Source organism: Mycobacterium sp. UM_11 (assembly GCF_001414075.1).
Classification (GTDB): domain Bacteria; phylum Actinomycetota; class Actinomycetes; order Mycobacteriales; family Mycobacteriaceae; genus Mycobacterium.
Window position 1 is genome coordinate 1 of sequence record NZ_LATC01000113.1, and the last position, 14298, is coordinate 14298.

The following is a 14298-nucleotide window of genomic DNA, read 5'->3' on the forward strand; positions in this document are numbered from 1 at the left end:
AGATGTGTATAAGAGACAGACCCAGTAGTCGGCGGACCCGTACCCCGGCCCGGTGGGTTCACCGGAAACGTTGGACACCAGACACATTCGTGGCGGCTTCGATTCAACGCCGGCCACCCGGTGGGCGAACTCGTCGAGCATCGGCTCCATCAGCGCCGAATGGAACGCGTGCGACACCGCCAGCGGATGCGTGCGCCGGCCCGCCAACCGCTCAACAACGGCGCCCACGGCGGCCCGCTCACCGGAAAGAACCACGGCGTTGGGCCCGTTGACCGCCGCGAGGCTCACGGCGCCGCCCAGCAGGGGGGCCACCTCGGCCTCAGCGGCACCCACCGCCACCATCACCCCGCCGGACGGCAAGCCGGCCATCAGCCGGCCCCGCGCCGTCACGATCCGCGCCGCGTCGTCCAGCGACAGCACGCCCGCGACACACGCGGCGGCGATCTCCCCGACCGAATGGCCCAGCACCACGTCGGGCGTCACGCCCAGGGACCGCCACAGCGCGGTCAGGGCGATCTCGAGGACGAACAGCGCCGGCTGCGCGAATTCGGTGTTTCGCAACGACTCCGCGTCGGTGCCCCACAGCACCGCGCGCAGCGGCGCCCGCAGCTGGGCGTCCACCGCCGCCGCGGCCTCGTCGAACGCGCGCGCGAAGGCCGGGAACCGTTCGTGGAGTTGGCGTCCCATTCCCAACCACTGTGAGCCCTGGCCGGTGAACACGAACGCCGTCTGTCCCGCTGGCCCCGCCCGGCCGACCACCAGGCCGGGCGCCGGCTCCCCCGCGGCCAGGCCGGCCAGGCCGCGCGTCAACGCCTCCCGGTCCGCGCCCACCAGCACCGCCCGCTGCTCGAACACCGATCGCGTCGTCGCCAACGACCACCCGATGTCCGCCGCGCTGTGCCCCGAGTCGGCCAGGTGTTCCGCCAGGCGGCCCGCCTGGTTGGCCAGGGCTCGCTCCGAGCGGGCCGACAGCACCCACACCGGTCCCGCTTCGTCCCGCGTGCCCGCTGTCGTATTCGGTTGCGCGGGGGCCTGTTCCACGATGACATGCGCGTTCGTGCCGCCCATGCCGAACGACGACACCCCGGCGCGGCGCGGGCGCTCGGTTGGCGGCCAGGGCGACGCGGCTGCGACAACCCGCAGGTGCTCGAGCCCGGGATTCGGGTCGGCGTGATGCAGGCTCGGCGGAAGCACCGAATTCCGCACGGCCAGCAGGGCCTTGAGCAGGCCCGCGATCCCAGCGGCGGCGCCGGCGTGGCCGATGTTCGTCTTGACCGAGCCGACGTTCACCGGTTGCCCGCGCTCGGCGAACACCTCCCCCAGCGCGCGGGCCTCCACCTCGTCACCGATTCTCGTGCCGGTGCCGTGCGCCTCGATGTAGTCCACCTCGCCGGCGCCCAGGCCGGCGGCGTCGAGCGCCCGCCGGATCACGTCCGCCTCGCCGGAAGCCGACGGCACCGTCTGGCCCGCGGCGCTGTGCCCGGCGTTACCGGCTGCGGTCGCGCGGATGACGGCGTGGATGCGGTCACCGTCGCGCAGGGCGGCCGGCAGCGGCTTCAGCAGCACCAAGCCCCCACCCTCGCCGCGCACGTAGCCGTCGGCGCGCCGATCGAACGCGTAGGTGTGGCCCGACGTCGACAGCGCGCCGAATTCGCGCTCCAGCATTGCCGTTTCGTCGGCCAAGTTGAGGTGGACGCCGCCGGCGAGCGCGAGCGCCGACTCGCCGGCGCGCAGGCTCTCGCAGGCGAGGTGCACGGCCAGCAGCGACGACGACTGGCCGGAGTCGACGGTCAGGCTGGGACCGCGCAACCCCAACGCGTAGGAGATCCTGTTGGCGATCATCCCGCGGCTGATGCCGGCGAAGGAGTGGTGGTCGAGGTTGTCGGCGATGTCGCGCAGCGTGAGGGCGGCGTAATCGTCGGCCATCGCCCCGACGTACACCGAAACCGCGGCGCCGCGCACCGTTTCCGGCACCACGAACGCGTCTTCGAAAGCCTCCCATGCCAGTTCGAGCGCCAGCCGTTGGCGGGGGTCCATCGCGGCCGCCTCGCGCGGCGAGAGGTTGAAGAAGTCGGCGTCGAACTCCGCAACGTCCCAGGGCAATTGCGTGGCTTCGCGGCCGTCGCGGATCAGCTCCCAGAATTCGCGCGGATTGGCCGCGCCGGGGAATCGGCAGGCGAGGCCGATGACCGCGACGTCGGGCATGCTAGGGGCCGATCTCTTCGTCGAGGATGGCGAAGAGTTGGCTCTCGGTGGCGGTGGCGATGTCGTCGTCGAAGGGGTCGCCGGGGTGTTCCGGGTAGGGGCCGTCCGCCGGCCCGGTCAGGCCGTCCAGCATGCCCTGCAGCCGGGTGACCAGCTGCGCCCGGTCGCCGGGGCTCCAGTCGGATTGGCCGACGAGCGCCTGCATTTCGCGGGCGACGTCGTTGAAGCGGGCCATCCGGTCGGGGGGCTCGGCGCTCGTCCCGGCGGCCAGCTGGGCGTCGAGCTGCTCGGCCAGCGCCGCGGGCGTCGGGTGATCGAAGATCAGCGTCGGCGAAAGGGTCAGGCCCGTCGCGATTTTGAGCCTGTTGCGCAACTCCACGGCGGTCAGCGAGTCGAAACCGAGATCTCCAAAGGCCTGGTCGGCGTCGACGTCCGCGGTGCTGTGGCCCAACACCGTGGCGGCGTTGGTGCACACCAGCTCCACCAGCTCGCGCCGCCGCTGTTCGGGGGCGACGCCCTCCAGGCGCGCTCGCAGGCCCGTCAGCGAGACCATGTCGGTGGGGTCGAGGACCCGCCGCGCGGGCCGGGCGGCCAACTGGCTCAACAGCGGCGGCAGCGCGGCGCCGGCGTGGGCCAGCGCGGTGGCATCGAGGCGGGTCGCCACCACGACGGGGGGCTCGGCCAGCAGCGCGGCGTCGAGCAGGTCGAGCGCCTGCCGGGTGGACAGCGCGGCCAGGCCGGCGCGGCTCATCCGGGCCCTGTCGCGGTCCCCGAGGTGCCGGGTCATCGCCGAGGCCTGTTCCCACATCCCCCACGCGATCGACAGGCCCGGCAGGCGGTGAGCGCGCCGGTAGGCCGCCAGGGCGTCCAGGAAACTGTTGGCGGCGGCGTAGTTACCCTGCCCGGGGGCGCCCACGATGCCCGCCATCGACGAAAACACCACGAACGCGGCCAGATTCAGCTCGCCGGTCAGCTCGTGCAGGTGCCACGCGCCGTCGACCTTGGAGCGCAGCACGGTGTCGATGCGCTCGGGGGTCAGCGACGAGATCACCGCGTCGTCCAGCACGCCCGCGGCGTGGAAGACCCCGCGCAGCGGGAAGCGCGCCGGCACCTGGGCCAGCAACCCGGCCACGGCGTCCCGGTCGCCGACATCGCAGGCCACCACGGACACCTGGGCCCCCGCCTCGCGCAGCTCGGCGACCAGATCGGCCATCCCGTCGGCCCGCTCGCCGCTGCGGCTGACCAGCATGAGATGCGGCACCCGGTAGCGGTCGACCAGGTGGCGCGCCACCGCCGACCCCGCCATGCCGGTCCCGCCGGTGATCAGCGCGGTGCCGCCGGACAGGCCGGCGGGCCCGTCGGGCATGGTCAGCACGACCTTGCCGATGTGGCGGGCCTGGCTGACGAACCGGTAGGCGTCCACGGCGCGCCGCACGTCGAATGCCTTGACCGGCAACGGCGTCAGCGCCCGCGCGGCGAACAACCGCATCAATTCGGCGAACATCTCGGCGATGTGGTCGGGCCCGGCCTCCATCAGGTCGAACGCGCGGTAGTAGATGTCGGGGTGGGCCGCCGGGTCGCGCAGGTCGGTCTTGCCCATCTCGATGAAGCGCCCGCCGGGGCCCAGCAACCGCAGCGACGCGTCGGTGAACTCGCCGGCCAGCGAGTTCAGCACGACGTCCATGCCGGCGCCGCCGGTAACCGAGGAGAACTTCTGCTCGAAGTCCAGCGTTCGCGAGTCCGCGATGTGGTCGTCGTCGAAGCCCATGGCGCGCAGGGTGTCCCACTTGCCGCGGCTGGCGGTCGCGAAAACCTCGGCGCCCCAATGCCTGGCCAGCTGCACCGCCGCCATGCCCACCCCACCGGCGGCGGCGTGCACCAGCACGCGCTCGCCGGAGCGCAGGCCGCCCAGCACCGACAACCCGTAGTAGGCGGTCAGGAACACCACCGGGACGCCGGCGGCCTCGCCGAACGACCAGCCCGTCGGCACCCGCGTCACCAGCCGCCGGTCGACGACCGCCTCCGAGCCCGTCAGGCCCACGATGCCCATCACCGCGTCGCCGACGGCCAAATCCCCCACACCCGCGCCGATCTCGGTCACCAGCCCGGCGCCCTCGGCGCCCAACTGGGCGGCGCCCGGATACATGCCCAAAGCCACCAGCACGTCGCGGAAGTTCACCCCGGCCGCGGCCACCGCCACCCGCACCAGGCCGGCGGCCAGTTCGGCGGGCGGGCCGGACTGCACCGCCAGGTCCTCCAGCGTCCCGCCCTCGCCGGCGGCCAGCCGCCACACCGAAGGCGGTTCGGGCAGCGGCAACGCCGGGTGCGCCTTGATGGGCTTCAGCCGGGGCGCGTAGGCGATGCCGTCGCGCACCGCCAATTGCGGTTCGCCGCAGCCGATCAGCGGCCCGACGTCGATTGAGCCATCGGAGTCGACCAGCACCGCCCGGCCGGGCTGCTCGGCCTGCGCCGACCGCACCAGCCCCCACACGGCTGCGCCGGCGAGGTCGGAGACGTCCTCGCCGGGCAGCGCGACCGCGCCGCGGGTCAGCACCACCAACGGCCCATCGCCGTCACCCCGCGACTGCAACGCGCTCAACGCCTCGTGGGTCGCGGCGTAGACCGCTTCGACCACACCTTCGGTGTTCGGAACCGGCCGCCAGACCTCGGGTTCGGTGCCGATCCCGTTGTCCGCCAACGAAACCGGGGACCACACCGCCTCCAGGAGTTCGCCGCCGCCGGAACGCGCCGCGGCGGCCGCCGACAGCTGCGCGGCGGAGACGGGACGCGTCACCAGCTCGCGCACGGACAGCACCGGCGCGCCCGACGAGTCGGCCACCTCGACCGACACCGCGCCCGCGCCCACCGGCGCGAGCCGCACCCGGACCCGCGACGCGCCGGCCGCGTACAGGCACACCCCTTGCCAGGAGAACGGCAACGCGGTCTCGGCGTGCTCGTCGGCCACCCCGAGCGCATGCAGGGACGCATCCAGCACCACCGGGTGAATCCCGAAGCCGCCCACCGTAACCCCGGCATCCTGGGGGGCCTCGACCTCGGCGAAGGTCTCGGCGCCCCGCCGCCACACCTTGCGCAGGCCGCGGAAGGCCGGACCATACCCGTAGCCGCGCGCCGCCAGGTCGTCGTAGGCGCCCGTCACGTCGACGGCCGCGGCGCCGACCGGCGGCCACACCGACAGGTCCGCCTCCGGCGCGGGCGAGCCCTCGCTCAGCACGCCCTGGGCGTGCAGCGTCCATTCCGGACCGGCCTGCGAATACACCGCGACGCCCCGGGTCCCGCCCTCACCGGCGCCGTCCACCACCACCTGAACGCGCACCGCGCCGGCGCCCGGCAGCGGCAGCGGGGCCGACAGCGTCAGCTCCTCGATCACCGGGCAGCCCACCTCGTCGCCGGCCCGCAGCACCAGCTCGACGAACCCGGCGCCCGGGAACAGCACGGTCCCGGTCACCGCGTGATCGGCCAGCCACGGCTGGGCGGCCGTCGACAGCCGGCCGGTCAACACCACGCCGCCCGAGTCCGGCCGCTCGACCACCGCGCCCAGCAGCGCGTGCTCGGCGCCGGCCAACCCGAGGCTGGCGGTGTCGCGGGCACCCATCGACTCGGCCGACAGCCAAAACCTGCGCCGCTGAAAGGCATACGTGGGCAGGTCGACCCGGTGGGCGCCGAGGCCGGCGAACGTCGCGGCCCAGTCCAACTCCGCGCCGGAGGCGAACAGCTGCCCGGCGGCCAGCAGCACCGAGTCGACCTCGGGGCGGCCCTTGGCCATCGACACCGCCGCGACCACCGGCTCGCGCGCCAGGGATCGTTCCGCCGCGGCCGTCAGCGCCGCGCCGGGCCCCACCTCCAGGAACGCGCCGGCGCCGAGCGATTCGGCCAGCCGCACCCCGTCGACGAACCGCACCGGGCGGCGCACGTGCTCCACCCAGTAGTCGGCGGACCCGTAGCCCGGTCCGGCCAATTGCCCGGTCACGTTGGACACCAGGTCGATTCGCGGCGCGGCCGGTGACACCCCGGCCACCACCGCGGAGAACTCCTCGATCATGGGTTCCATCAGCGGCGAGTGGAAGGCGTGCGAGACGTCGAGCTGCCGCACCCGCCTGCCGCAATCGGCCAGCCGCTCCGCCGCCGCACTCACCGCGGCCCGCTCCCCCGACAGCACCACCGCGTCGGGGCCGTTGACCGCCGCGAGGGCCACGCCGTCGGTGAGCAACGGCGCGACCTCGGCCTCGGTCGCGGTCACCGCGACCATCACCCCGCCCGCCGGCAGCGCCGCCATCAGCCGGCCCCGGGCCGCCACGATCCGCGCCGCGTCCGGCAACGACAGCACCCCGGCCACGCAGGCCGCGGCGATCTCCCCGACCGAGTGGCCGATCACCACGTCGGGTGTCACGCCCCACGAGCGCCACAGCGCCGCCAGGGCGACCTCGAGCACGAACAACGCGGGCTGGGCGAATTCGGTGCTCTGCAACAACTCCGGGTCGGCACCCCACATCACGTCGCGCAGCGGCAGCCGGGCGTGCGCGTCCACCGCCGCCGCGGCCTCGTCCAAGGCCGCGGCGAACGCCGGAAAGCGTTGGTGCAGTTCTCTTCCCATGCCGAGCCGCTGCGAGCCCTGGCCGGGGAACACGAACACCCGCTTGCCGAGCGACCGGGCGCGCCCGACCGCGGCACCCGTAGCGGGCTCACCGGCCCGGACCGCCGCCAGCCCCGCCAGCAGGGTGTCGCGATCGGCGCCCACCAGCACCGCGCGATGTTCCAGGGCCGCCCGGGTGGTGGCCAGCGACCACCCCACGTCCACGGCGCGCAGGCCCGGCTGCGCCTCCAGGTGGGCCGACAGCCGCCCGGCCTGCGCGGCCAACGCGTCGGCCGACCGGGCCGACACCACCCAGGCGATCGAACCGGCGGGCGGATCGCCCTGCTCCGCAACGGTTTCCGGCTCCGCGGGCGGCTGCTCGACGATGACGTGGGCGTTCGTCCCGCTGATCCCGAACGACGACACCCCGGCCCGGCGCTGGCCGTCGCGCGCCGGCCACGGCTGGGGCTCGGTCAGCAGCGACACCGCGCCCGCCGACCAATCCACGTGCGGCGACGGCACATCCACGTGCAGCGTCTTGGGCAGCACGCCGTGCCGCATCGCCTGGATCATCTTGATCACGCCGGCCACCCCGGCGGCCGCCGACGTGTGGCCGATGTTGGATTTGATCGACCCCAGCCACAGCGGCCGGTCCGCCGGCCGGTCCTGGCCGTAGGTCGCCAGCAGGGCCTGCGCCTCGATGGGATCGCCGAGAACCGTTCCCGTGCCGTGGCCCTCGACCGCGTCGACGTCCGCCGCGGCCAGTCCGGCGTTGGCCAGCGCCGCCCGGATCACCCGCTGCTGGGACGGCCCGTTGGGGGCGGTCAAACCGTTGGACGCCCCGTCCTGGTTCACCGCCGAACCCCGGAACACCGCGAGGACGGGATGCCCCAGCCGGCGCGCGTCGGCCAGCCGCTCCAGCACCAGCACGCCCGCGCCCTCCGACCACGACGTCCCGTCCGCCGCGCCGGCGTACACCTTGCACCGGCCGTCCGGGGCCAGCGCCCGCTGCCGGCTGAACTCGACGAACGCGGCGGCGGTGGCCATCACGGTCACGCCGCCGGCCAGCGCGAGGTCGCACTCCCCGGAGCGCAGCGACTGCGCCGCCAGGTGCATGGCCACCAACGACGACGAACACGCCGTGTCCACCGAGACGGCCGGGCCCTCCAGCCCCAACACGTACGACACCCGGCCCGAGGCCACGCTCAGGGTCGACCCGGTCAGCCCGTAGCCCTCCAGCTCGCCCTTCACCTCCCCGCCGTAACCGGCGTGGATGACCCCGGCGAACACGCCGGTCGCCGAGCCCCGCAACGCGAGCGGGTCAATCCCGGCCCGCTCCAACGCTTCCCAGGAGATCTCCAGCATCAACCGCTGCTGGGGATCCATCGCGAGGGCCTCGCTGGGGCCGACGCCGAAGAATCCCGCGTCGAAGTCCCCGGCGTCGCGCAGGAAGCTGCCCTGGCGGGTGTACATCTTGCCCGCCGCGTCGGGGTCCGGGTCGTACAGGCCCTCCACATCCCAGCCGCGATCGGCCGGGAAGTCCGACACGGTGTCGCGGCCGTCATTCACCAGTTCCCACAGGGTTTCCGGCGAATCGACGCCACCCGCGTAGCGACAGGCCATGCCCACCACCGCGATCGGCTCGGTCAGCCGGCCCTCCAGCTCCGAGACGCGCCGGCGCGCCCGACGGAGGTCCGCCGTCAGGCGTTTCAGGTAATCGACGTGCTGTGTGGTGTCCGGCATCGCGGTCTCAGCGGCCGAGTTCTTCATCGAGGATGGCAAACAATTGGCTTTCGGTGGCGGCATCGAGGTCGGCGTCGAGGCCTTCGGTGTCGAGGTGATCGGTGGGGCCGAGCGTGGCGAGCAGGCCGTGCAGGCGGGCCCTCAGCGCCGATTTCTCGCCGTCGTCCCAAGGTTGGTCGAGCAGCGCCTGCAATTCGCGGGTGATGTCGGTGAAGCGGGCCATCAGGTCGGGCCGGTCGCCGGACGGCGCGCCGGCCAGCTGGGCGTCCAAATGCCCGGCCAGCACGACCGGTGTCGGGTAGTCGAAGATCAGCGTGGGCGAAAGCGTCAGCCCCGTGGCGGTTTTGAGCCGGTTGCGCAGCTCGACGGCGGTCAGCGAGTCGAAGCCGAGGTCGCCGAACGCGCGATCGGCGTTGATGTCCGCGGGGTTGGGCAGTCCCAGCACGGTCGCCGCGTTGCCGCGAACCAGGTCGACCAGCTCGCGCTGTCGCGCCTCGGCGGTCAACCCCTGCAGGCGTGCGGCGAGACCGGACGTCAGGGCGGTCGTATCGGCGTCGTCGATGACGCGGCGGGTGGTGCGGGCGGCCAGCTCGCTCAACAACGGGGGCAGCCCGGCGGCGTTGTCGGACAAGGCAACCCGATCCAGTCGGGCGGCCATCAGCACCGGGGCGTCGACGAGCATGCCGGCGTCGAAGCTGTCCAGCGCCTGCTCGGTCGACAGGGGGGCGATGCCGATCCTGGTCATCCGGGCCTTGTCGCGCTCGCCGAGGTGAGCCGTCATCGCCGAGGCCTGCTCCCAGAGCCCCCAGGCCAGCGACAGCCCCGAAAGCCCATGCGCGCGGCGATATTCGACCAGACCGTCGAGGAAGCTGTTGGCCGCCGCGTAATTGGCCTGACCCGGCGTGCCGACGATGCCCGCCATCGAGGAGAACACCACGAACGCCGACAGATCCTTTTCCCGCGTCAGCTCGTGCAGGTGCCACGCCCCGTCGACCTTGGCCCACAACACCGCATCCACCCGCGCGGGCGTCAGCGACGCGATCAATCCGTCGTCGAGGATTCCCGCGGCGTGCACCACGCCGCGCAGCGGATACTGCTCCGGGATCTGCGCCAGCATCGCGGCGACGGCGTCGCGGTCGGCGACGTCGCAGGCCACCACCGACACGCGGGCGCCGGCCCGCCGCAGGTCGTCCACCAGCTCCGCGACCCCCGCGGCCCCGGCGCCGGCGCGGCTGGCGAGCATCACGTGCGCCACGCGATACCGGTCGACGAGGTGACGGGCCAGCGCCGAGCCGGCCATGCCGGTGCCGCCGGTGATCACCACGCTGCCGCCGGCCAGCCCACCGCAGCCGCTGAGCACCGCGCCGGGCCCGGACGGCATGGTCAACACGACCTTGCCGATGTGGCGGGCCTGGCTGACGAACCGGTACGCCGCCGAGGCGCAGCGAACGTCGAAGGCCTTGAGCGGCAACGGGCTCAGCGCGCCGTCGCGCATCAGCTCGACGATCTGGGCCAGCATCGCCGCGGTGCGGTCGGCGCCGGCCTCCAGCAGATCGAAGGCGCGATACTGCGCGCCCCGGTGCTGCTCGGCGACGACCTGCGGATCGCGGATGTCCGTCTTGCCCATCTCGATGAACCGGCCGCCGGGTGCCAGCAACCGCAGCGACGCGTCGGTGAACTCGCCGGCCAGCGAATTGAGCACGACGTCGACCCCCGCCCCGCCGGTCGCCGACGAGAACTTCCGCTCGAAGTCCAACGTCCGCGAGTCGCCGATGTGGTCGTCGTCAAACCCCATCGCGCGCAACGTGTCCCACTTGCCCCGGCTCGCGGTCGCGAACACCTCCGCGCCCCAGTGCCGGGCCAACTGGACCGCCGCCATGCCGACGCCCCCGGTGGCGGCGTGCACCAGCACCCGCTCGCCGGCGCGCAGGCCCGCCAGCACCGACAACCCGTAGAGCGCGGTGAGGAACACCACCGGCACGCCCGCGGCCGTCACCAGCGACCAGTCCTGAGGCACCGGGGTCACCACCCGCTGATCCACCACCGCCTCGGAACCGACCACGCCCAGCAGCCCCATCACCGCGTCGCCGACCGCCAGCCCGGTCACGTCGGGGCCGACCTCGACGATCACCCCGGCGCCCTCGGCACCCAACTGGCCCCCGCCCGGGTACATGCCCAGCGCCACCAGCACATCCCGGAAGTTCACCCCGACCGCGGCCACCGCGACCCGCACCTCGCCGGCCGCCAGTTCCGCCGGGGGGCAGGCGCTGAGCGCCAGGTCCTCCAGCGTGCCGCCGCCGCCGGCGTCCAGCCGCCAGCCGCCCGGGGGCAGGCGCAACACCGACCCCCGCCGCACCGGCCGCATCCGCGCCGCATAGGCCACCCCGGCGCGGACCACCAATTGCGGTTCCCCACAACCGATCACCGCGCGCGCCTCCAGGGATCCGTCGGTGTCGATCAACACCACCCGGCCCGGCTGCTCGGCCTGCGCCGAGCGCACCAGCCCCCACACCGCCGCGCCGGCCAGGTCCGTGACGTCCTCGCCGGCCAGCGCGACCGCCCCGCGGGTTTGCACGGCCAGCGTCCCGGACTCCGGACCGCCCAACCAGGATTGCAGCACGCCCAGCGCCTCGGCGGCGGCGGCATGCACCGAGCGCACCACCTCGGCGCCGTGCGGGGCCGGCTCCCACAGCGTCGCGTCGGAGTCCTTGCCGCTCAAGGGTATCGGCGACCACGCCACCTCGAACAGTCCCTCGGCGCTCGCGGCCGCCGCCGACAACTGACCGGCCGAGACCGGGCGCATCGCCAACGAGCGCACCGACAACACCGGCAATCCGGAGCCGTCGGCCAGTTCCACCGACACCGCCCCGGCGCCGGACGGCGCAATCCGGACCCGCGCCCGCGACGCGCCCGCCGCGTGCAACGAGATCCCCTGCCACGAGAAGGGCAACACGGTCTGGCCCTCGCCGTCGACGCCGATCGCGTGCAGCGCCGCGTCGAGCAACACCGGATGGATGCCGAAACCGCCGTCGGCCGCGCCGGCCTCGTCCGGGATGGCGACCTCGGCGAAGATCTCGTCGCCGCGCCGCCACATCGCCCGCAGCCCGCGGAAGGCCCGGCCGTACTCGTAGCCCCGCTCGGCCAGCCGCGCGTAGGCGTCGCCCACCTCCACCGGCGTCGCCCCCGCCGGCGGCCACACCGACAGGTCCGCCGCCGGTGCCGCCGCGGCCCCACCCAGCACGCCCTGCGCGTGCAACACCCACTCCGAGGAGGCGTCCGCCGAATACACGGAGAGCTCGCGCCGCCCGGACTCGGCGGCCGCGCCGACCACCACCTGCACCTGCACGCCCTCGGCGGCCGGCAGCAGCAGCGGGGCCGACACCGTGAGCTCCTCGAGGACCGCCGCGCCGACCTCGTCGCCCGCCCGGATGGCCAGCTCCACAAACCCCGCGCCGGGGAACAACACCGTGCCGCCCACCGCGTGGTCGGCCAGCCACGGCTGGGCGGCGGTCGACAGCCGGCCCGTCAGCACCACCCCGCCGGAATCCGGACGCGCCACCACCGCGCCCAGCAGCGCGTGCCGCGCGCCCGCCAGCCCCAGGGTGGCCACGTCACCGGTCCCGGTCGATCCGCCCGGCAACCAAAAGCGCTGCCGCACAAAGCCGTACGTCGGCAAGTCCACGCGCCGCCCGCCCAGCCCCGCGAGGGCGGCCCGCCAGTCCACCGGCACGCCGGCGACGTGGGCCTGGCCCGCCGAAAGCCAGAACCGTTGCAGCGAGCCGTCATCGCGGCCCAGCGACGGGATGACCACGGCATCGTGACCGCCGTCGGTCAGCGTGTCCTCGACGGCGGCGAGCAGCACCGGGTGCGGGCTGCACTCGACGAAGGCCCCGTAGCCCGCCTCGCCCGCGCGGCGCACCGCGCGTTCGAATTGGACGGTCTGCCGGATGCTGCGGTACCAGTAGTCGGCGTCCAGGCCGGCGGTGTCCAGCAGGTCACCCGTGACGGTCGAGAACAGCGCGACCGGACACGATCGCGGCTCGATGCCCGCCAGCGCCTCGGCCAGCGCGGCGCGGATCGCGTCGACGTGCCCCGAATGCGAGGCGTAGTCCACGTCGATCCGGCGGGCCCGCACGCCGTCGGCCTCGCAGCGGGCCATCAACTCGTCGAGTGCGCCCACCTCACCGGACACCACCACCGCCGAAACCCCGTTGACCGCAGCGACATTCAACCGATCGCCGCACGGGCCGATCAACTCCTCGGCGCGGGCCAGGCCGCAAGCAAGCGACACCATGCCGCCCGCACCCGACAGCTGGACCAGCAGCCGGCTGCGCAGCGCCACCACCCGGGCGGCGTCCTGAAGCGACAGCGCGCCGGCCACATACGCCGCCGCGATCTCGCCCTGCGAATGACCGATCACCGCGTCGGGGACCACGCCCACCGAGCGCCACAGCTCGGCCAGCGACACCATCACCGCCCACAGCGCCGGCTGCACCACGTCCACCCGGTCCAACCCGGGCGCACCGGGGGCGCCGCGAAGGACGTCGACCAGCGACCAGTCCACGTGCTCGGCGAGCGCCTTCTCGCACCGCTGCAGGTGCTCGGCGAATACGGTTGAGCTGTCCAGCAATTCGGCGCCCATGCCGACCCACTGCGAACCCTGGCCGGGGAACACGAACACCGTCTTGCCCAGCGGCCGCGCCCGGCCCACCACCGCGCCCGCGCCCGGGGTGCCGGCGGCCACGTCGGCCAGCTCCGCGACCAGGCGCGCGCGGTCGGCGCCCACCAGCACCGCGCGGTGCTCGAACAGCGACCGCGTACAGACCAACGACCAGGCCACGTCGACCACCCGCAGCCCCGGGTCGTCGGTCACCCGCGCCAACAGCCGCGCCGCCTGGTTGGCCAGCGCGTCGGGCGAGCGGGCCGACAACACCCACGGCGCGGGCGCGTCGTCGCGGGCCGCGGGCGCGGAAACCTCTTGCGGCGCCTGCTCGACGATGACGTGCGCGTTGGTGCCGCTGATGCCGAACGACGACACCCCGGCCCGGCGCGGCGCGTCGTCGGGCGCCGGCCATTCCCGCGCCTCGGTCAGCAGCGAGACCGCCCCCGCCGACCAATCCACGTGCGGCGTGGGCACATCCACGTGCAACGTCTTGGGCATCACCCCGTGCCGGATGGCCTGCACCATCTTGATCACCCCGCCGGCGCCGGCCGCCGCCGAGGTGTGGCCCATGTTCGACTTGATCGATCCGAGCCACAGCGGCCGGCCGGCCGGACGGTCCTGCCCGTAGGTCGCCAGGACCGCCTGCGCCTCAATCGGATCCCCGAGCGTGGTGCCCGTCCCGTGCCCCTCGACCAGGTCCACGTCGGCGGCGGCCAGGCGCGCGTTGGCCAGCGCGGAGCGGATCACCCGCTGCTGCGACGGGCCGTTGGGCGTGGCCAATCCGTTCGAGGCGCCGTCCTGGTTCACCGCCGACCCGCGCAGCAGCGCCAGCACCGGGTGCCCCAGCCGCCGTGCGTCGGACAGCCTTTCCAGCACCAGCACCCCGACGCCCTCGGAAAATCCGGTCCCGTCGGCGGCCCCCGCATACGCCTTGCACCGGCCGTCGGAGGCCAGCGCCCGCTGCCGGCTGAACTCGATGAACATCGCCGGCGTCGCCATCACCGTCACCCCGCCGGCCAGCGCCAGGTCACACTCGCCGGCGCGCAGCGACCGCGCCGCCAGGTGCAGGGCCACCAACGACGACGAGCAGGCGGTG

Annotated in this window: 3 protein-coding genes; all 3 read right to left on the reverse strand. The window is 74.0% G+C overall.

Annotation, left to right across the window (positions count from 1 at the left end; all coding sequences use genetic code 11):
- Positions 1-2205, reverse strand: a 2205-nt coding sequence (locus WU80_RS21215; protein WP_055405832.1) for a type I polyketide synthase, incomplete at its 3' end; no start/stop codon positions are given.
- Between the two features lies 1 nt (position 2206).
- On the reverse strand, positions 2207-8566 hold the full coding sequence (locus WU80_RS21220) for a type I polyketide synthase (protein ID WP_055402763.1): 6360 nt from the start codon (positions 8564-8566) through the stop codon (positions 2207-2209).
- Positions 8547-14298 (reverse strand): type I polyketide synthase (locus WU80_RS21225; protein ID WP_055405833.1); only part of this gene is annotated, 5752 nt, incomplete at its 5' end. The genes WU80_RS21220 and WU80_RS21225, both read right to left, overlap by 20 nt.

Coding starts and splice junctions, on each gene's coding strand:
- WU80_RS21220 (WP_055402763.1), bottom strand. CDS start 8,566: ATGAAGAACTCGGCCGCTGAGACCGCGATGCCGGACACCACACAGCAC.